The sequence below is a fragment of the Rhodopirellula sp. J20-39 genome, from assembly GCF_057365095.1.
The window spans coordinates 313,421-334,228 of the sequence record NZ_CP195123.1 but is presented as its reverse complement, the minus strand read 5'-3'; the positions used below and the strand labels follow the sequence as shown (position 1 = coordinate 334,228).

The following is a 20,808-nucleotide window of genomic DNA, read 5'->3' as shown; positions in this document are numbered from 1 at the left end:
AATTTCTAATTTTTAGTTTGCCGCAATAGGTTGCTTGATGTCACTTTCCAACCAACCGGTCGCTTTGGTGACGGGCTCCGCTACGGGCGTGGGTCGAGCTTGTGCCTTGCAGTTTGCTCGCCGTGGTTACGCGGTGGTGGTGAACTACTCACGTAGCGAATCCGCGGCCTCGCAAACCGCAGCGGACATCGAAGCGGAAGGTGGAAACGTCTTGGTGGTACGGGCTGATGTGTCCGTCGAAGATGAAGTTCAGCAGATGATCGACAAGGTGCAATCGCAATATGGGCGGCTGGATTGTTTGGTGAATAATGCTGCGGTAACGGACTTCATCGAACACTCCAACTTGGAAGCGATGACCAGCGAAGCTTGGGATCGCATTTTGGGCGTGAACTTGAAGGGAGCGTTCTTTGTCACCCGCGCCGCGGCAAAACTGCTTCAAGAAGGTGAGGGTGGCAGTGTCGTCAATGTCAGCTCGGTCGCGGGCATGACCGGATCAGGATCGTGTATCGCATACTGTGCCAGCAAAGGAGCGATGAACACGATGACAAAGTCCTTGGCTCGTGCTTTGGGGCCTGCCGTTCGCGTCAACGCGGTTTGTCCAGGGCCGATCGATAGCCGATGGATTCGGGAGGGCAATCCGGATTGGGATCTTAATGAGATGGTTGCTAATTACCCGATTCCCAAACCTTCCCAACCGGACGATATCGCTGACGCGGTGCTGTTCTTCGCAACGGGCAGCCAGATGGCCACCGGCCAAATTTTGGCTGTCGATGGTGGTCAAATGCTGACGTAGCGGTTCGAGAGCTTTAGATTTCATGGTGGGTGCTAGACGGCTTGTGCCGTTTGCCAAAAACATAAATCCAGCGAAAGCACTGGTTGTCTTGCCCTGGTTTTGGTTAGGACGTCGTATTCCAGTCTTGGCGACCGCCAAACCGTAGCGAACCACACGGGCGTCGATTGTGGTTATATTGAGCATTCCTGATCCTTCCCCGCCCCTAAAACGTCGAATATCTCGGACCTCCATGCCATCGTCTGGGTCTCCATCCGAACAACCGACTGATTCGCAGGACAGCAAAGCTGGTCCGGTTCGTCGGCAAGAGCTCGAGCATCGGTTGCGAGACGTGCAGACCGATCGAGATGCCTATCTCGAATTGGCAGCGATTTACCGGAGCGAAAATCGGCCTCTCAACGCGGCCAAGACGCTCAAGAAAGCACACGAAGTCTTCCCCAAAGATGCGACCGTGTTGTGGGAGTGGGAAGAGGCACGTTTGGCAAGGTCGATGCAGCAATTGGGCGAAGTACGCGAGATGGCGGCCAAGGCGAAGAGTGCCTTAGCGGATACGGAACTCGAACGTTGTCAGACGGATTGGGCAACGTGTCGGATTCAGGTTTGCCAGGCACGGATCGCGCGAGACCCCGAGATGAAACACTTGCGATTGATTCTCGGCGAGGCGTTGTATGACATGGAACGCTACGAAGAGGCGTTGACGCAACTGAAGCCTCTCGAAGAAGTCGCCCAACACAGCAGCACGGCGGCGTTTTGGCAGGGGCGTTGTCATCTGATTTTGGGGAACGATGCCGAAGCGATGCGGTACCTACGCAACGCTTCCTTGCGGCGAGCGGTGCCCAGCCCCACGAAGGTGCGAATCGCAGCTTTGAAAATGCTGATAGATTTAGCGGAACGACATGGCCTGACGGCGACCTTGGAACAATACCAGTCAACGCTGGCGACGATTTTAGAATCGGAATCCGGTGCCACTGCAAAGGCGACAACAGCATGAATCAAGCTATCGGGGATCCCGATCAAATCCGCCAGTTCGCGGCACAGCTAGCACACTTCACCGAAGAGTTGCGACAACGCGGTGGATCGCTGTCGGCGCAAATGAATCAACTGGAACAAACCTGGCGAGATGAACAGCAGCGAAAGTTCAGTCAAGAGTTTCAGGATCAAATGAGGCAATTGCAGCGTTTGATCCAGTCCACCGACGAACACGTGCCCTATTTGTTACGCAAAGCTGAACAGCTTGATTCCTATTTGGGCCGATAGATAGCAACTCCCTTCGAACCGTGATCCAGTGCGAGAATCGTTTGAGTGTCCGCCACGAAGTGAACCGGCCCATAATCACCCCACTGGTTTGAATTGAATGAGTGAAGCTTGATCGGTATCGATCGAGTCTTCCGAGGTATACGACCTTTCAATGTGTTTCCGTTTTTCGAATTTCAACTAGCTGAATCTCATGAGTGAACATCCCAACAACTATCCGAAATTGCACAACGCCGCGTGGCCGGGCGTGGTTGGTAAAGGCGACGATGACGCTAACCCAGTCATCCCGCTGGAAGAAATGCTTGACCTGACCGCGGCTGCAGAAGTGGATGGCCGGAAGTTCGATGGCGTTGATATCTTCTTGTCCGATCCGCACATTTCCATTGATGCGACCGACAAGCAACTCGAAGACGTCGCCGAGTTGGTCAAAAGTCGTTCGCTCGATATCGGCACGGTGGTTGCCCCGGTGTGGCCACCCACGGGCGGCGGCCGAGCGGCTGGCGATACCGACGAGGTGGAAGCGTTCTTGACCCAAGTTCGTAAGGGATGCGAGATCGGCAAGAAGCTGCGTGAATTGGGCGTGCGTCCTAATGGTGTCGTGCGAATCGACAGCGCCACTTCAACGGCGGATTGGTTCGAAGATCCCAAGGGCAATCAAAGCAAGATCGCTGACACGTTCAAAGCCGCTTGTGATATCGCCGAAGAATACGACGAACGGCTCGCTGCGGAAGGCGAGATTTGTTGGGGCGGGATGCACTCATGGCGTTCGATGGTCGATCTGTTGGAACGAGTTGGGCATCCTGAACGACTTGGTTTCCAAGCGGACATGGCGCACACGTTGTTGTACCTGTTGGGATACAACGCTCCCGAAGACGCGATCCTGCCGACTGATTTCGATTGGAAGGACAGCGAAAAGAAGGCTGCAGCGTTGCATGAATTGACTCATGCTCTTCGCCCTTGGACGATCGATTTCCATGTCGCTCAAAATGATGCAACTGTTCATGGAACGGGAAGCCACGACAAGACCGGTCGACACTGCCTTCCTAACGACCCCAATGGCAAGTTGGACATCGCTACTGATGCGGCGCATTGGCTCCGAGACGAACACGGCGACGTGTTGCAAGTGTGCCGTCACATTTGCTGGGACGGTTGCATGTTCCCGAACGAGGTGATGCACAAGCCGGAAACTTGGAACGATATCCTTGGCGCCATGCTAAGCGTTCAAGACGCTCACGGCTGGAACGAATCGGCAACCTAGCGGACGGCGTGCCTTCGACTTTAGGAATACCAAAACAACCGGGGTCACGCTTTGATGTGAATAGCGTCGCGGAAAGGCGCTAGCCGTCCGGTTGTGTACTTCGTTCTCGACAAGTCGAAACGCTACCGTCGAATTGAAACGATAAGCGGATTGCCGCTCACTGTTTGAAACCTATCTCTTACCACTAAGATTCAACGACAACGATGAAGAAACTCAATATTGGAATGATCGGCTACGGCTTCATGGGCAAGGCGCATACCAATGGTTACGCCCAAGCACCCCACTTCTTTCCTTGCGAAGTTAAACCGGTTTTGAAAGCCGTTTGTGCTCGTAACGCCGAGAAGGCTCAAGCTTTTGCCGATACCTGGGGTTACGAGTCGATCGAAACTGACTGGCGAGAGCTATTGAAGCGGGATGACATCGATGCCGTTGATATCTGCGTTCCCAACAACTTGCATAAAGAGATCTCGATCGCCGCTGCTGAAGCCGGCAAGATGATTCTTTGCGAGAAACCACTCGCGATGAACCAGGCTGAAGGCGAAGAGATGTGTGCGGCCGTTGAAAAGGCCGGCGTGAAGAACATGGTTTGGTACAACTACCGCCGCGTTCCCGCTGTCACACTCGCCAAGCAACTCATCGACGAAGGACGCCTTGGGCAAATCTTCCATTACCGGGCAAACTTCTTACAAGACTGGACGATCAACGCGGACGTTCCGCAAGGTGGTGCAGCGACTTGGCGTCTGGATGCGGAAGCCGCTGGTAGTGGCGTGACGGGCGACTTGCTCGCTCACTGCATTGATACCGCACTGTGGCTCAACGGCAGCATCAAAGATGTTTCGGCGATGACGGAAACGTTCGTGAAAGAACGGACCCACGCCGAAACCGGCGAGAAGATGCCGGTCAATATTGACGATGCGTGTGCTTTCCACTGCCACTTTGAGAACGGTTCGTTGGGTCTGTTTGAATCGACCCGCTACGCTCGCGGACACAAGGCGCTTTACACGCTGGAAATCAATGGCGAACACGCGTCGATTCGCTGGGACCTGCACGATTGTCACCGACTGGAATACTTCGATCACGCTGACGATTCGATCGTTCGTGGCTGGCGCAGTATTCATGTTAGTGATGGCGATCAGCCATACATGGGCAACTGGTGGGTTCCAGGATTGCAAATCGGTTACGAGCACTCCTTTATTCACCAAGTCGCCGACTTCTTGAAGTCAGTCGAAACAGGTGAGGACGTGCACCCCAACTTCCGCGATGCTTTGGAAACCCAGAAGGTTTGCGACGCAGTGCTTGATAGCGCCGCGCAGCGTTGCTGGAAAGATGTGTAGGCTAGACGGCTGGTTCGCCGCCTCGATTTAGCTTCCGGGGTTTGGACGAGTGAAAAGTCCCTTTGACTCTAGCTGAGCGGGGACTCGTCGCCTTGTCCACGACGGTCGAACCGCATGCCTCGGGGTTTCGAAACGGGACGGCTCACGCTGTTCCGTCTAAAAATCGTAGCGAAGCGGCGCAAGCCGCTTGGTATCACCCTGAAGTATAGATAGGGACTAAATACCTAGATGTCAGCCAGTTTGGCGAGCAACACATCATGAAGTTGCTTCGTGCCACTGACGCAGAATTTAGGATTCCAGTCGTCGAACGGGGCTTCGTTGTAACCCGTCAATGTCGCACCAGCTTCGCGAGAGATCACGGTGCCGGCGGCAGAGTCCCACGCGCAAACGTTGGTAGCCCAGTAACCATCAAGGCGTCCATCAGCGACGTAGCACATATTCAGTGCACATGAGCCGAGTCGACGAAGAGACCGGCACGATTCCAAGACGCTGACAAAGCGACTGACTTCGGGTGAATCGGCTGTCACGCCCGCACGAAAGCTGCAGGCGAGCAAGCTTTCGTCCAGTGCGGTGCAATCACTGGAATTCATCACACGGCCGTTACAGTGGGCTCCTTGGCCGTCGATGGCGGTGAACCACTCGTCGCGGGTTGGATCGTAAATCACACCTAACCGCATTTTGCCGTTGGCGTACAGACCGATCGATACAGCGAAACTTTGCAGACGATGGACATAGTTGATCGTGCCGTCGAGCGGGTCGACGACCCAGCATGGCGGCGCGTCGGGACTTCCTTGAGCAACCAATGCCGGTGGTTCGTTTTCGCCCTCTTCTTCGCCGACGAAGGCGTAATCAGGATACGCCTTTTCCAGAATGCCTCGAATCGCTGCTTGGGAAGCAAGGTCCGCGTCCGTGACGAGGTCCTTGGGCCCTTTTTCCTGCACCACACGATGATCCCAACGGGACATGAGTTCGTGGGCACCAGCCCGGGCAGCTTCAATGGCTACCTGTAGATGATCGTTATCCATCGTGGATCAATTTCAGTCGTTCTCGAGGTGTCGCAGCTCTTCGAGCCACAAACGGATGTCGTTGTCGTACTCCGTCGACATGTTACTGAGAATCAACTGACGATGGAACGCGGCGGCACCTTGCTCGACGTGTTCGGCTTCTTCGGCGCTGACAAATCGCCGTGTCGGATCCGGAGCGATCAGGCCCCGCAAGAAGTTCATTAGCAATTGATTGCACAGAACTTCTTCCGGCAGAATCCGATCGAGCTGATTAGGAAGTTCCCATTTGGCTTTCAAGAAATCCGCCAATGTGGTCAGACCGGAGAACGGATTCACACCGGCAAGCAATTCCACCAACACATAACCCAGGCTCGCCAAGTCGCTCCGCGGCGACGCAGGACGATTCTCGAGCACCTCAGGAGCCGCATAGAGCGGTGTGCATTCCCGTTCGTTCGGTGGGTTGTGGTAGTCGATCGAAGAACCCATATCGATCAGCTTGGCGTGGCCACTTCGCTTGAGCATGATATTGGCTGGCTTCACGTCACCGTGGACGATGCCTTCCCGGTGCAACGCCGCTAGGGCAGCCAAGCATTCACGCACGATCGCCACCGCAACGCCAGCTTTAAAGCGGGATTGTTCGAAGCCTTCGGTCATGATGACTTCGTTGATGTAACGCCATCGCTTGGGATGCACGTATTCACGAAGCAATTCTAAGCACTTGGGCATGACCAGTTGCCGCAAGTCATAGCCGTCGATCCATTCCATCAACATGATGCGAATGCGATCACGCTCAAAGAAGTTTTGGACGTCGAGCAGGTTGTCGTGCTGGATCATCGCGACGCGAGCGGCGATCGAGGCGACTCGTTGCATCGCTTCATCGTAGGCGCGAGAATCGCTGAACCGCTCGGGCGAGAAGATTTTCACAGCCACTGGAACCGTGAAATTATCCGTTCCGCGGTACTCGGTCAGGTACACCTCACCTTGTCCCCCGCGACCCAACATGCGGATCAGGCGGTAATGACTCGTCCACGATACCTTTCGGTTACGGGTCAACTCGTCATATCGAGCGACCAGTTTTGGGTCGCAGGATTGAGATTCGGCACCTAAGTAGGTAACGGTCGGTGATGGTTCGTAGCGTGTGGTCGCAGGCATAAGTTCAGACCGAATTTGGCGGCTTCCTTGTCACCGTGTTTGGATGCACTATCACGAAGAAAAGATCCCCTGACACGAAGGTGCAGGTTACTGATCCGTCTTAGGAAGTGGTGGTGTGTGTCGAAGTGACACAAAACACAAGAGGCACCCAGAGACGCGTAGTATAGACAGAATGACCGCAGAAGACGAATTGACGTTCACGCTTGATTCGGCGAATCACTCAGTAACTCTATCACACGCGTCATGTCGGCAGGGATCGGCGCTTCAAAAGTCATCTCTGTCCCCGTTTGTGGGTTAACGAACGTTAACTTATGAGCGTGTAAAGCTTGTCGCTCGAGAATCGGAGGCTCTGGCTCGGACGGTTTCGCAACCTTATCGTGAGAAGCTGGGTTGCTGGAGGAATCTGGGTGGTTTATGGACGCGGTCGAGACATCGCTGGCAAGTTCAATTCCTGCTGCGCGAGCCAGTCCGGACCTTGTAAGGGTGGAGTGTCCCGCGTAAAGGCGGTCACAAAGGATGGGACAGCCGATATGTGCCATGTGAACGCGTATTTGGTGAGTCCTACCCGTTTTGGGGGACACTTTCACTTGAGTCACGCGTCCATGACGGCTGACGACTTCATAGAACGTAGATGCAGTCTTGCTGGATTCATGGTTTTCACGAATCGCCATTTTGTCCCGTTGATAGGGATGACGACCGATCGGGTTGTGAATCCAATCGCGATCGCGATCGAGTCGACCAGCGGTGATCGCGATATATTGCTTGCTGACTTTTCGGTCGTGCCACTGTGCCGCTAGGTGCAGGTGCACGGCATTGTTTTTGGCAACGACAATAACGCCACTGGTATCGCGGTCGAGACGGTGGACGATTCCGGGACGAGTGGGACCGCCTACATCGGACAACGACTGAAAGCGGAATGCGAGCGCGCTGGTCAGGGTGCCGGTCCAGTTTCCGCGTGCAGGGTGAACAACCATGCCAGCGGGTTTGTTGATGACCACCAAACCATCGTCCTCGTACAAAATATCCAGCGGGATATTCTCCGGGACGGTGTCGTCGGCAACGGGAGCGGGCAAACGAAACCGAACCGTTTGGCCGGCCCGGACTTTGAAGCTGGGGCGAACGATGCGTCCGTCTACTTCACCGCCATCTTCCTGCACGGCCAAGCGAATTTGGGACCGTGAGTAGCCGTCACAGCATTGGGTCAAGAACAAGTCGATGCGAGTCTTGTCGGCCGATTCAGGCACGACGAACTGGCGGATCGCTTGTCCGTCATACTCGGCCGACGATTCCAGCGGCTTGGCTGGTAGTTGGCCGTATTTGGCAAGGGTTTCAGAGTCTACGGAGGGCTCAGGGCTTGATGCCGCGTCTTCGGGATTGTTCAAGATCCGGAAGGCTCAGTCGTATCGCTGGGGAGGCTTCCGACGGGTTCTTCATCGTCAGTTGCTTCTGCTTCAGCAGATTCGGTTTCGGTAGCAGACTCTTCGGACGCTGGGACGGTTTCCTCAGCGGCAGCTTCCTTCATTTCAGGCTCATCAGCCGGTGTGGTCGCTTCTTCGGCGGCTTCCTCGTCAGTGCCTTCTTCCGCGGTCTCTTCAGCAGCCATGTCCTCTTCTTCGCTGGAGAAATCCAAGTCTGGAAGATCCGGTAGGGTTCCCGCACCTGGCAAGGATGGTGGCGAGGCAGGATCGGCGGGAGCGAAATCTTGCTCGTTAAACCAAGTCAGGAACTCTTTCGCGTTCGGTTTGGAAAGCGTTTCAATTCGCTTCTTCGCTTCGCTAACCATGGCGTCGGATTCGCCGACGGTCATGGCCGATTCGTAGTTCTTGATTGCTTCTTCAGTATCACCCAGCGATTCAGCGATTCGGGCCAAACCAAAGTAGGCACGAGACTGGATGACGGTGTCCTTGCTTAAGTTCAGTGCTTCCTTGAACGCACCGCTGGCTTCGCTAAGCAGTTCTTCCGCTTCATCGCGGCTGTTGAACAGGGCATTCATGCCAACGCCCATCTTCGAGCTGCCTTGGTACAAACGTGACCATGCGGCGGCCGGTGTGTCAGCGTACTGGGCAGCGACGGTTGCCAGAGTTTCGCTGTCACCGCTGACCGAGGCTTCGATCAACTGTAACGTTGCATCACTTCGACGATCCGATTGGCTGCTGTTGTAAAACCCCCAACCCAGAAAAGCGATCAAACCGACTGCAACGGCGATTCCGATTGGCTTGGAGTACGGGTCGATGGATTCGTTGATCTTCCCCAAGGCGGTCGCCAACTCGTTTTCCTGAAGATCGTGACGTCGCTCGCTATTCATCAGTGGTCGGTCCAAGCCGTTAGAGAAAATGACACAAGTCGCGGAGTATAGGAATCACGCGAAGTAAGCGTCAAGACAATTGAAGTGCCACAAAGCGTATCGAGGGACGGGAATCTTGGGTTTTGGGGCCTGGCGGGCCATCCTCGGCCATCACGCAAATCGCGTTCAGCCATCGATCAAACGAGGTCGGCGCCCGTTCAGGTAAAGCGGTTGGTAGGCAGTGCGACAATGTGTCTGATCCTGAATGATCGCCACAACAGGAACAGATGAACGCCAACTTAGCGGAAATGAAGCTTGGAATGTCGTGGAACTCTCTTGGGTGCACCGATGTTAAAAATGCACACAAAACCGTGTTTCTATCGACTTTGAGAGAAATTTCATGCCAACGACTCCCAACATTGTGGTCCTGATCGCTGAAGACGATCCAGTGTTTCGCCACCTGTTGAAGTTCACGATAGAGCGTGCCGGACACACGGTTCATTGCGTGGGCGATGGCAATCAAGCCTGGGACCAGTTGCAGCAGATCGAATTTGATCTGATGGTTACTGACCAGCAAATGCCGATCTGCACCGGTATCGAGTTATTAGAAAAAATGCGAGCGGAACGGAAAGTTAATCCCACGCGGGCCAATTCCACCGCTTCGATTCTCTGCACGGCGAGTGGACCGGAGCTAAACGAGAACCTCCTAAAAGAGAAGTTTGGGTTGTTGGCTGTGTTAGCGAAGCCGTTCAGCCCCAAACAGCTAGTCCATGTGATCGATTCGCATTTCAATACGGGTGCACCACCGATCGTCTCGCTAAACAGTCCCCCCAAGGGCGTTTGGGAAATTCGCCAGGTGAGCTAGTCGCTGAGAAGGCTGATGTTACTGCGGCGGGAATGTTCTGCACCCGCGTCTTCAGATTCTGGCCCCCAAACGTCAAAGTTCGCCACTTTGCGACATAAAACATCGCGAAACCCCCCACAAGGGGGTGTGGTGCTGATTCTCGCCTAGCTACATTGTTGCCTCATGATTCACACCAGGCTCTCCAGTGGGGGGTTACTCGGGGTGGCCCAAAATTGCCTTTGGCGAGGTTGGTCTTTGATTATGCTTGGGTCGTCGCACCGCGATGATTCATTGGCATAGTTGCCGAGTATCGTGTTCGCAGGAGAGTGATCATGTGCGTGAGACTGGAAATCACTGATCTTTGAAAGTTGGATGTCTCCCTGATGTGCTTACTCGCTGTTCAGTATCGTTTGGTTCCTGAAAGTCCGATTCTTGTCGCGGCCAATCGCGAAGAGTACGTCGATCGACCAAGCCAAACGCCTTCGATCCAATCGGGTAAACCCCGAGTCCTTTGCGGGATCGACCAGAAAGGTGGCGGCACTTGGTTGGGTGTGAATCAAAACGGTCTTTTCGTTGGCTTAACAAACCGGGCCACCGTTACACCTTTGTTCGGCCAGCGTTCGCGTGGCCAACTCGCCATGGACCTGCTTCGTTGCACGTCATCGCGTCGTGCTCTTGAGAAGGCTCAAACTGAGTTTGCCAAGAATCGCTACGAAGGCTGCAACATCATCATTGCTGATGCAAAAGCCGGTTATGCGATCCACGCCGACGAACGTCAAGAGGTCGTCGAAATGCACGAGGGCCTGAATATCATCGGCGCTCGCAATTTGAACGACCCCGATGACGCTCGCGTGCAACTGGCTCGCCGACTGTTGACCCTGCAAACACTCGATTCCCCGGTCAAGTTTTTGGCTGTCGCCAGCAAGGTTTTCGCTCGTGCACCGGTCGGACCCGGTCGTCCCAGCATGGTTGTCCGCAAGGGCGACTACGCCACGGTCAGCAGCTCGCTGATCGCATTGGGCGTCAAGCCCCGCGATGCGATCTACCAATTCAGCAACGGGGCTCCGGACCAAAACAAGTACGAAGATTACTCGCCGATGCTGCGTGACATCTTGAGCCGTGGTTTGCGAGAAGCTCGCACGAAGGCAAAAGTCTCGTAAGCGATCCGGTTTTGAATCGGCGATCGCTTCGCCGCTGAACTTTATCAAGCAACAAAAAACGGACAGGCAAATGAGCCTGTCCGTTTTTCATTTAGACGTTGTCGATCCGGTGGTGTTACGCCGGGTTGGCGAGTGCCTTCTTGATCTCTTGAAGTTGCTTTCGCTCGTCCATGTTCTTGTAGTACGGATCCAGTGGATAACATCCACTGATGATTCCCTGTCGCGGTGCCGTGGTGCAATCGCTGAACGTTCGGCAAACCTTCTTCCGCTGCCAGGTACTGCCCCGGAGAACATCAGCAGGCAGGTCCGGATAAGACAACACCATTCGACCCAGACCAATGGAATCTGCCATGCCTCGATCCACAACGGCTTGGCCGACGTTGGGCAAGTAGTCTTGCAGGTACGTGTAACCCGATCCGATGAATAGCATCTCGGGATGATCGTGTTTCAGCTTCGCTACCGCTGCGATTTGACGAGCAACACCGGCCAAGGGATCTTCCGGCGGGTGATACCCATCGCTGGGTGGGAAATACGCCGGGCGTTGAATGTGCGGATTGTAATAAGGGCTGCCCGCGGTGGTGCAAACCATGCGGATCCCCAGTTCTTGCATCAACTGGATGAACTGGGATGGTTCGGTTAGATCGATCCCCAGACCGTCGGATGTCGAACCGAAAACCTTATGCGGTTCCGCGTCGGCATCGGGAACACCGGTTCGATCTTCACCCGGACAGAACGGAACGTAATCAAAGACGGAAAGCCGAACGCCGATTTCCAGGTTTGTTGCTCCGCGGATGCCTTCGACGATTTCGCGTAAGAAGCGGGACCGGTTTTCGAGGCTGCCGCCATACCGTCCGGGGCGATCCACGCCAGCCAACAGTTCGTGTCCGAGATAGCCGTGGCAGTGTTTGACATCGGCGAAATCAAACCCGGCCTTTTCAGCTGCCACGGCGGCGACGATGAAATCATCAATCAACTGACTCAATTCGTCATCGCTCAAGATGGCCGAGTCATCGGTCACGCCGGCCCGTCGGTCCAGGGCCGCGTTCCGCTGGACGGTGCGTGGTTCGAGTCGCTTCTTATCGTTGGGCCGAGCAAAACGTCCGGAATGGGTCAGTTGGATGCCGACGAGCAAGTCGCCGCTGGTCTCAAAAGCTTCCTCGTGTGCCTGGACTAATTCTTGTCGCAGTGACGCGATCTCGCTGAGGTTGGCGTCATTGATGACCAATTGGTTCGGGTTCGCTCGGCCATCGTGCCGCACGGCGACTGCTTCACCACCCCAAATCAACTTGGCTCCGCTGAGACCGAAGTTGCGCCACCGACGACGAGTCAGTTCAGTTGGTTTACCGTCACCAGTACCGTCCCAACCTTCCATAGGCAGGATACTGAAACGGTTTCCGATCGTTCGGCCGTGGACTTTCAGTGATCGGCCTAGCGGACTGTCCGAGCCCGTTTGAACTTCTTCATCGCTGGGCATTTCAATGCCCGATTGCGCCAAGTGCTCGGTAAAGGCTTGGTAGTCTTTCAGACCGGCGATTCGTGGATACGGAGTGCTCATAGGGTCTCCAAATAGGCATCTAGATCACGGACGATCAACTGCAGAATTTCAATGTCCGAATCGGGACGGGTGGGGCTTTCCGGATGGGTTTGGTTCGTCGCGATCCGTTCACGAAGTTTCAGGAACATCGCGGCGGAATGCTTATACGCAGGTACCGGGTACCGAAAGGCAAATGTACCAAGATACTGAAGCAGATCGTTGAGTTGGTAGAAGCGTTCGTCGCCTTCGGCCCACATGCGGTCGCGAGCGGCAAACGCGGCGGGATGAAACGTGCTAAGGCCTAACAAGTAATCGCTGCCATACATGACCATATCAATTGCTAGGTCATTGCCCGTCAGCACTAAAAACTCAGGGCGAGTTTGATCACGCAATTCGATTCGTTGCCATTCCAAAGAACGATCCAGCGACGAATGCTTCGCCCCCAGACAGTTCTGGATTCCCATCAAACGTTTGTAGAGATCCAGCGAATAGATCTTTCCGAACGGAGCGAACATCTGGCCGAGTTCGAAGGCATAGAACGAATCACATCGTTGTGCGATGGACTCATACGCGGCAAAGATTTCGTCTTCGCTGCCGGAGGTCAGGCCGTAGGATTGAAACAGGATCGGAGTCCCGCCAAAGGACTGCACCGCATCGACGCCAGCGGCGTAGGCGTCTAGATCAAAGGCGGCCCCCGATTGGTCACCGACAAAAACACCACCTAGGTAGCTGCGTCCGCTGGCGATTTCTTGGGTACGTCGTAGGGCCTCGGTTCGAGTGTCCTCGTCGATTAGATTGGCATAGCCCGTGTCCATGTTGATCGCAGGGGTGAGTCCCGCGTCGAGTGTGCTGACTACGTGCTGATCAAAACCGTTCCAATCGATTTGGCCGTCGGCTTGGTAGGGCAGTAAAATAGCGGACATGCCCGTAATCTTGCGTTTGGATCGGATCATCTTTTCAGGATGAATCGTCGACATGGTGAGAACTCTTGGTGGTAGGTAGAAGGATTCGCGACCAGATTAGGTGTCCTTAGCAGCAAAGTCTTGGTGAATCAGGCATTTGTAGCGATTCGCAAATCGGGCACGCGTCCAGATTGAGCGGCAAGCAAATTCAGCGAGCTATCGACGTTTGATCGATCACGTCGCCAAAGTGGACTGATAACGGGGCCAAGGCAAACAGCTAGTCCTGCGGATCGGTGAAATCTGAGCGTTGTTGGTTTCGCTAACGAAGAAACAGACAAGTTGGTCCAAGGTGGCAACGAAGTGAAACGGCTTTGCCGGTATGCTCACGTGACAGCTCATCACTTTCGTTAAACGATTTTGTCCTTATGTGTTCGGTTCAGACGGCTTATCCAACGGCACTCCATTTTTTGCTCGTTCTCGCTCTAGCAACGTTCGCCTCTTCAGCGAAACCGTTGCTGGCCGGCGAGAAGATGCTCGACGCGTTCCCAGAATCCGCCTCCAGCGGCTGCATGACCTGTCATGGCGAAATCGAACTGATCCGCGAATCAGGATCCGAGATGATGCAGCAGATCATGGCACTAGGCGCCGAACTGGGTGATACCGCCGGCTGCATTGTTTGCCACAACGGGGATCCCACCGAAACCCAAGACAAAACGATCGCTCACGGTGGCGATGATTTCTATCCCGATCCTGGTTCGCCTTGGGTCAACGCGGACACATGCGGTCGATGTCACCCTACACACGTCGACGTGCAATGGCGAAGTTTGATGATGACGGAAGCTGGCAAAATCCAAGGGGTGTGTTGGTCGTTCGGTGGGCTGACCGGGTATGAGCATAAGTTTGGCAACTATGCGGTTGAGAATCCAAGCGATCCCGAGGCTCGATCGGGAAGCAAAGCTTACAAGGCCTACATGGCGAAGCTGAAAGAGTTGGAACCGCAAGTGTTTGTTGACCGGCATGAAAAATTGCCCGAGGCATTGCGGTTGGATCAATTGGACCAGCTCAAAGACGATCCTACGTTGGCTGCGTACACCTACATACGCCAGGAGTGCCAGCGTTGTCACCTCGCTGTGAAAGGACGCCAAGAACGAGGCGATTTCCGAGGCATGGGCTGCAGTGCGTGCCACATTCCCTACGGCAACGAAGCCTTTTATGAGGGCGATGACCAGTCAATCGACCATGAAACTCCAGGGCACATGCTGGTACACAGCATCCAGGGAACGCGGGAAGCCAAGGTCACCGTACACGAGGAAACCTATTCGGGGATTCCAGTTGAAACCTGCACAACGTGTCATGATCGCGGCAAGCGAATCGGTGTTTCGTTTCAGGGTTTGATGGAAACGCCTTACGAAGCTCCTTATGCCGCCGATGGTGGGCCGCAACCGAAGTTGCACACGAAGCATTACATCGCGATGGAACAGGACATCCATTACCAAAAGGGCATGACGTGCCAGGATTGCCATACTTCAATCGATGTTCACGGCGACGGGTTTCTGGCGGCGGCTAATCTCGGGTCGGTGCAGATTGAATGCAGCGATTGCCACGGCACCCCGGACATCTACCCATGGGATTTGCCATTGGGCTTCATGGATGAGTTTCAGGACGAATCCGCAACGGGAGCCCCGCGAGGACTGACGACCCAACTCGAATCGCATACCTCCCAAGGCACGATCTACGATCCCCAGGACGGATACTTGTTGACCGCTCGAGGCAATCCTTATGGCAATGTCGTTCGCGATGGCAAAGACATCATCGTGCACACCGCGGCGGGCAAAGACATCCGCACGCCCACACTCAAGAAAATCAAAGACACCGGCAAGCTGAGCTTAGAAGGCACGGTTGCGATGAGTGGTGTCGCCAGTCACTTAAAAGAAATGGAATGCTATTCATGTCACGCGTCTTGGGCACCGCAGTGTTACGGTTGTCACGTGAAGATCGACTTTTCGCAAAAGGACCAGTGTCCAGAATGCAACGAGTCGAAAAGCAACTTTGACTGGGTGGCCGCGGGCCGAAAGCACCAAGAACCCGAGCACCGAGCCGATCGAGGCGAGACGGGCTACGACACCATCATTCCAGGCAAGATCACCGAGAATCGCAGCTACCTGCGCTGGGAAGAGCCGATGTTAGGCGTCAACGGTGAAGGCCGTGTCACGCCGTTGGCACCCGGTTGCCAACCGTCGGTCACGGTGATTGGAGCGGATGGTAAGCCAATCCTGACCAATCACATCTTCAAGACGCCGGAGGGAACCGAAGGAGGTGGTGATGGGGGACAGCTTGCAATCGATATGTCACCAACGCAGCCCCACACGATGACCAAAAACGCTCGCAGTTGTGAGTCGTGTCACGCATCGGAGAAAGCGTTGGGCTACGGCATCGACGGAGGTCGTTCAACGCGGCCACCCAGCGATCGCGTGTTCGTGGATTTGGAAACGGTTGACGGAACGATTCTTCCCAAAAAAACGAAGCCGCAACTTGAGCCGATTGAAAACCTTCCTGATGACTGGTCGCGAATTGTCGACGAGGAAGGCAATCAGTTGCAAACGATTGGACACCACTTCAAGTTATCGCGGGCGCTGAACAACGAGGAACGAGCACGCATGAGTCGCGAGGGTGCGTGTCTTGCTTGTCACCAAAACATCCCCAATGAATCGCTAGCCGTGAACCTGCTACATCACGTTGCCAAGTACGCTGGTCAAATGCCAGTGACGGCGGACCAGCACAATTCACTGATCAACAAAATCGTGTTGATGAGCGCGTGGGTGCAAGCGATTGGAATCATCGGCGTGCCACTGGCCATCGTCGGCGTACTTGCTTGGGTTCGACGTCGGAACAAGCGATCAAGCTAAACACCGCTTTGGGATCATATGGCACAATAGCACGAGTGGGATGGCGTTCTTCTTCCTGTGACGCCTCTTATTGCGTCACCTCCAGTTGGGTCATGATCGCTGCGAAGCAACTTTGCATCAAAGCGTCGTTCATCGGAACGAGGCTGACGCAGCTCGCCATCTATCCGCGCAGCATCAACGACTCCGGTTCATCCGAAGTCAAAATCAAATCCGGCGGCGACCACCGGTGCAGCAATATGAACCCAACTAAGTCGCTTCGGTGTCCAGCGCCGACAACAATCTAGGCTGCCGTGAAATCTGATCGGTTTGTCCAACTTCAGCGAGCTGGAAATCCTTCCAAGTTGCATAAGTATTGTTAAAGGGCGTTGCTGCTTGGAGATCGGAGAATGGCGGCTAATTCAATCCAAGCGATTCGAATGAACAACTATCTCACGGCAAGTAGTCCGCTACCATGGAAGCATGCCGTTCAACAATTGCCAGCAGTGTCGTCGTCTCTTTCATTTCCTGGAACCAACGCATCGCATTGAGTCCGTAGGAAATTGGCCGAGTGATTTGGACTCGCTTTGTCCAGAATGTCGACAGGTGATCCTTAACAGCCAACATGGATCCAAAGCAGCCGAGGACAATTCGGTCGAAGGCCAGTCGGAAGATACGAAACGCTTTGACTTAGGGGAGTGAATAGCCAGCCGTGGGTTTTTACCTGTGATAGCGGTGCCGTAATCAGGAAGAGTTTCACGAATCGTTCGCCAGGTTGGTTTGCCCAACTTCAAGGTGGGAAGATCAGTCGGATCGGTCTGACAAGACGGTTCTGACTGATCGAAGCAGCGAGAATCGACAGTTCTTCCGAGGACCTCTTCTCGTCGGCAGCGACCGCGTCAACTGTTGAGGGTTAAAATAAATCGGCCTTCACTGACATCGGCCATTCGCTCCATCCACCAATGAGTCAGTACCTTGCTAGACGACTTCGATCTTTTCGGCGATGTGAGTGGATCCGACAGTTCCATTGGCTGTGGAGGGCTAATATTCACATTCGCCCTCGCTGCTTTCCTGTTCATCATCGTTTCGGTTTGGATGTCGTGAGAGCATTTTCTTCTTGCCGAGTTGCATCGGCCCATGCGGATTCCGATTCGCCCAGATCCGCTTCGGTCAAACACACCTCCACTCCCAAATCCACGTGATCTCGCGCACCGGTTTTATCGACCGGTAGGCTAGAAAAGACATGCGGACTCTTTCCAGCTCTTTTGACAACAGGCAAGCCGCGTTCTGGTGTCCGACGCCGGTGGGGGTTGTCCGGAAGATTATCGATGAGTTTTATTGGCGAATGGCAATCGAAAGCTGAGCTTGCCCGGTGATTGGGAAATTCGCACACTGCAATGTCGACAACCAGCTCGCGAGAGAAAAAGGGTCGCGGACACTTTTTCGAGAGCGTTCAAAATTAATGAGACTCGCGTTTAGTCGATGTCTCATAGCATCGACCTGGACTATTCCAGTCAGTGCATCTCGATCTCTGTTGATTACCCACCATCTTGGTGTTTTGTGGGTTCCGAGCTAATCCAGAGTCTGAATGCACCACTTGATTGTAGAGCGATTGTCCCAATCGCTTGGGAGTTGCACACGATCGGATGAGCTCAAACGATTGGGGACAATCGTTCTACTCTGCAAAGCGGATAGGATTAGGTTCCAGGACTCAATTGTCTTTGTGGGGGGGGCGCGTGAAAGGTACGCGGACGCTGTTTCGCGATCGTCCAAAACAGGGATGGGGCCTAAGGTTCATCGTTGGCTCGTGGTCGCGATCTGGACTAGTTCAGCCAGAGCATCCCGGCCTTTGTTGATTACCCACCATCTTGGTGCATGGCGGGTGCCGAGCTAATCCAGAGTCTGAATGCACAACTTGATTGTAGAGCGATTGTCCCAATCGCTTGGGAGTTGCTCACGTTCGAATGAGCTCAAACGATTGAGGACAATCGTTCTACTCTGCAAAGCGGATAGGATTAGGTTCCTGGGCTCAATTGTCTTTGTGTGGGCACGCTAAAAGTACGCGGACGCTTTTTCGAGAGCGTTCCAAACCGATGGGGCCTGAGGTTCGTCGCTGGCTCGTGGCATCGACCTGGAATGATTCAGCCAGAGCATTCCGACCTGATCGAGATCGTGAATGCATGTCTTCATTGTAGAGCGATTGTCCCAATCGCTTGGGAGTTGTGCGCGATCGGATGAGCTCAAACGATTGGGGACAATCGTTCTACACTTGCAAAGCGATTGCTTGGCTCATGGGTTGGTGAATTTCACTTCGGCTAAGTGATTGGCGATTGTCTGGAGGTCTTGGCGGACGACCGTGTGCTTCCAAGACTTCAGTCGGCCAGCATTTGGGCCCGAGATTTGTCTTCGGAAATCAAGGACAAGATCAAACGGACTCGACCCGAAGTATTGTTTGGCTTCTGACTTGCGAAGCCGCTTCTCGGAATGCATTGCCCCTAACCCAGGCGGTCGGTCGCGATGTGGTAGTTCGGGTCTTCACTTAGATTGACTTCAACCAGATCGCCTGCTTTGTCGAGCAACATCAGGCATTCTTGGCTGAGGTGTCGAAGGTGCAACTTCTTGCCAGCGGCACCATACTTTTCCGCCAAAGTGTTAATAGCTTCGAGACCGGATTGGTCATAGACGCGGGTGTAGTAGAAGTCGATGACGACGTCGTCTGGATCACCCGCGACGTCGAACATGTCTTTGAACGACGTTACCGAGGCGAAGAAGAGTGGGCCGTGAAGCTGATAGACTTTGCTGCCGAATTCATTGATCTGGACGTCGGCGGCAATGTGTGTGGCGTGTTGCCATGCGAAGACCAATGCCGAAACGATCACACCAAGGATCACGGCGGATGCCAAGTCGTGCATGAACACGGTGTAGGCCGCAACCAGAACCATCACAAACATGTCACTGCGAGGCATGCGACGGAACATCTTCAGTGATGCCCATTCGAACGTTCCAATCACAACCATGAACATCACGCCAACGAGCGCGGCCATGGGGATTTGCTCGATGTACGGTGCAAGGAAGAGAACGAACAGCAGCAAGCTAATCGCTGCCGCGATCCCCGACAGTCGGCCGCGACCGCCTGAGTTCACGTTGATCAGCGATTGTCCGATCATCGCACAACCGCCCATACCACCAAAGAAACCACACACAAGGTTGGCGACACCTTGGCCGATGCATTCGCGATTGCCCTGACCACGAGTTTCGGTGATTTCGTCGATCAACGTCAGTGTCATCAGCGATTCAATCAGTCCGACACCGCATAGGATGATGGCGAAGGGGAAGATGATCTTCAGGGTGGTGAGGTTCATGGGCACCATCTCGTATTCCATGAAAAACGGGACGGGCAATCCGCCACTGATACCTGATGCCACCTCGTCTGCGTCGCCATCGGGCGTGGGGGCGTCGGCGGTTTGTGGTGCCGACCCCATGATGTTGGGGTTCACCAAAGGCGTGTCAGCGAAATCGAGGTCGAGGGCATCGGCTTTCAGTTCGGTATTGGATTGAACGCTGACCAAAGTCATCGACGAGCTATCCGTTGTCATTGCCATCGTGTCGATGTCCACCTTGGCATTCGCTTCAACCGCCATCGCGGCTTTCGTATTGGTGCGAAGCATGTCACCAACGGTGGCCAGTAGGTTTTCTTCGCCAGGTTGGGTCATCGACGAGTTGATCGCGACGGACAACAAGGTCACCGTCAAAATCGCTGCCAACGATGCTGGAACCGCGGTCGTGATCTTGGGCAGGAAGTAGATGATGCCCATCGTCAAAGCAACCAGGGCGAGCATCACGACGAGGGGAAAACCGTTCAGGTAGACCAATTCGTTTGCTTCGGAGAGTGTTTTGAAACTTCCCAGTTGGGCCAATCCAATCACGATGGCGAGGCCGTTGACGAAGCCCAGCATCACCGAGTGCGGCACCATTCGGATCAATTTCCCAAGCCGGCCGGTTCCCACCGCGATCTGCAGCAACCCGCAAAGGATCACGGTTGGAAATAGGTATTCCACGCCGTGTTCGGCTACCAAGGAAACCACTACTACAGCCATCGCTCCGGTTGCTCCCGAGATCATGCCCGGACGGCCACCGACGATTGCTGTAATGAGACCGATGAAGAACGCTGAATACAGACCGATTAGCGGCGATACACCAGCGACAAATGCGAATGCGATCGCTTCGGGAACAAGTGCCAGTGCGACGGTCAGTCCAGATAGTAAATCGTTCTTAATCGAGTTGGACTGATGACGAAAAAAATTAAGCATGTGGCTAAATTGAGTGTGAATGGGGAATGCAGACGTCGGATAGTAATAGTCTGACGTCGACGGTCAACGACGAATGCATTGCTGGAATATTGGCCATATT

16 protein-coding genes are annotated in these 20,808 nt (G+C 54.4%); 8 read left to right on the top strand and 8 right to left on the bottom strand.

What is annotated here, in order from left to right:
* Positions 1–37: 37 nt before the first annotated feature.
* The 5 genes from ACR3ZL_RS01110 (at position 38) to ACR3ZL_RS01090 (ending at position 4,636) form a co-directional block, all read left to right on the top strand.
* Positions 38–793 carry an SDR family NAD(P)-dependent oxidoreductase gene (locus ACR3ZL_RS01110; protein ID WP_473649725.1) on the top strand — a complete coding sequence of 252 codons (756 nt, stop codon included), beginning with the start codon at positions 38–40 and terminating at the stop codon, positions 791–793.
* 229 nt (positions 794–1,022) lie between these two features.
* Positions 1,023–1,781, top strand: a complete 759-nt coding sequence (locus tag ACR3ZL_RS01105) for a tetratricopeptide repeat protein (protein ID WP_473649726.1) — start codon at positions 1,023–1,025, stop codon at positions 1,779–1,781.
* Complete coding sequence (locus tag ACR3ZL_RS01100) at positions 1,778–2,047, top strand: WXG100 family type VII secretion target (protein ID WP_473649727.1); 270 nt, start codon at positions 1,778–1,780, stop codon at positions 2,045–2,047. The genes ACR3ZL_RS01105 and ACR3ZL_RS01100 overlap by 4 nt, the downstream gene beginning before the upstream one ends.
* A gap of 190 nt (positions 2,048–2,237) precedes the next feature.
* Positions 2,238–3,302 carry a sugar phosphate isomerase/epimerase family protein gene (locus ACR3ZL_RS01095; protein ID WP_473649728.1) on the top strand — a complete coding sequence of 355 codons (1,065 nt, stop codon included), beginning with the start codon at positions 2,238–2,240 and terminating at the stop codon, positions 3,300–3,302.
* A 203-nt stretch (positions 3,303–3,505) separates the two neighbouring features.
* Complete coding sequence (locus tag ACR3ZL_RS01090; RefSeq protein ID WP_473649729.1) at positions 3,506–4,636, top strand: Gfo/Idh/MocA family protein; 1,131 nt, start codon at positions 3,506–3,508, stop codon at positions 4,634–4,636.
* A gap of 224 nt (positions 4,637–4,860) precedes the next feature.
* On the opposite strand, the gene ACR3ZL_RS01085 is transcribed toward ACR3ZL_RS01090, so the two are convergent.
* From ACR3ZL_RS01085 to ACR3ZL_RS01070, 4 genes are all read right to left on the bottom strand, one after another.
* On the bottom strand, positions 4,861–5,661 hold the full coding sequence (locus ACR3ZL_RS01085; protein WP_473649730.1) for an inositol monophosphatase family protein: 801 nt from the start codon (positions 5,659–5,661) through the stop codon (positions 4,861–4,863).
* A 12-nt stretch (positions 5,662–5,673) separates the two neighbouring features.
* On the bottom strand, positions 5,674–6,792 hold the full coding sequence (locus tag ACR3ZL_RS01080) for a serine/threonine-protein kinase (protein WP_473649731.1): 1,119 nt from the start codon (positions 6,790–6,792) through the stop codon (positions 5,674–5,676).
* Between the two features lie 197 nt (positions 6,793–6,989).
* Positions 6,990–8,051, bottom strand: a complete 1,062-nt coding sequence (locus tag ACR3ZL_RS01075; protein WP_473653438.1) for an RluA family pseudouridine synthase — start codon at positions 8,049–8,051, stop codon at positions 6,990–6,992.
* A 119-nt stretch (positions 8,052–8,170) separates the two neighbouring features.
* Positions 8,171–9,097, bottom strand: a complete 927-nt coding sequence (locus ACR3ZL_RS01070) for a tetratricopeptide repeat protein (protein ID WP_473649732.1) — start codon at positions 9,095–9,097, stop codon at positions 8,171–8,173.
* Between the two features lie 379 nt (positions 9,098–9,476).
* Between ACR3ZL_RS01070 and ACR3ZL_RS01065 the strand changes: the two genes are divergently transcribed.
* Positions 9,477–9,941: a response regulator gene (locus ACR3ZL_RS01065; RefSeq protein ID WP_473649733.1), complete on the top strand. Its 465-nt coding sequence runs from the start codon at positions 9,477–9,479 to the stop codon at positions 9,939–9,941.
* Between the two features lie 362 nt (positions 9,942–10,303).
* Positions 10,304–11,080: an NRDE family protein gene (locus tag ACR3ZL_RS01060; RefSeq protein WP_283434993.1), complete on the top strand. Its 777-nt coding sequence runs from the start codon at positions 10,304–10,306 to the stop codon at positions 11,078–11,080.
* Between the two features lie 115 nt (positions 11,081–11,195).
* Here ACR3ZL_RS01060 and ACR3ZL_RS01055 read toward each other — a convergent pair whose 3' ends face one another.
* Both ACR3ZL_RS01055 and ACR3ZL_RS01050 read right to left on the bottom strand, forming a co-directional pair.
* Positions 11,196–12,635, bottom strand: a complete 1,440-nt coding sequence (locus ACR3ZL_RS01055; RefSeq protein ID WP_473649734.1) for an oxidoreductase — start codon at positions 12,633–12,635, stop codon at positions 11,196–11,198.
* Positions 12,632–13,591 (bottom strand): dihydrodipicolinate synthase family protein, encoded by a 960-nt coding sequence (locus tag ACR3ZL_RS01050; RefSeq protein ID WP_473649735.1) that lies wholly within the window; start codon positions 13,589–13,591, stop codon positions 12,632–12,634. Before ACR3ZL_RS01050 ends, ACR3ZL_RS01055 begins: the two co-directional genes overlap by 4 nt.
* Positions 13,592–13,983: 392 nt before the next feature.
* Here ACR3ZL_RS01050 and ACR3ZL_RS01045 point away from each other — a divergent pair, with 392 nt between their 5' ends.
* Positions 13,984–16,422, top strand: a complete 2,439-nt coding sequence (locus tag ACR3ZL_RS01045; protein WP_473649736.1) for a multiheme c-type cytochrome — start codon at positions 13,984–13,986, stop codon at positions 16,420–16,422.
* Between the two features lie 429 nt (positions 16,423–16,851).
* Here ACR3ZL_RS01045 and ACR3ZL_RS01040 read toward each other — a convergent pair whose 3' ends face one another.
* Both ACR3ZL_RS01040 and ACR3ZL_RS01035 read right to left on the bottom strand, forming a co-directional pair.
* Positions 16,852–17,025, bottom strand: coding sequence for a hypothetical protein (locus tag ACR3ZL_RS01040; protein WP_473649737.1), 174 nt, complete (start codon positions 17,023–17,025; stop codon positions 16,852–16,854).
* Between the two features lie 1,868 nt (positions 17,026–18,893).
* Positions 18,894–20,708 carry a SulP family inorganic anion transporter gene (locus tag ACR3ZL_RS01035; RefSeq protein WP_473649738.1) on the bottom strand — a complete coding sequence of 605 codons (1,815 nt, stop codon included), beginning with the start codon at positions 20,706–20,708 and terminating at the stop codon, positions 18,894–18,896.
* Positions 20,709–20,808 lie beyond the last annotated feature (100 nt).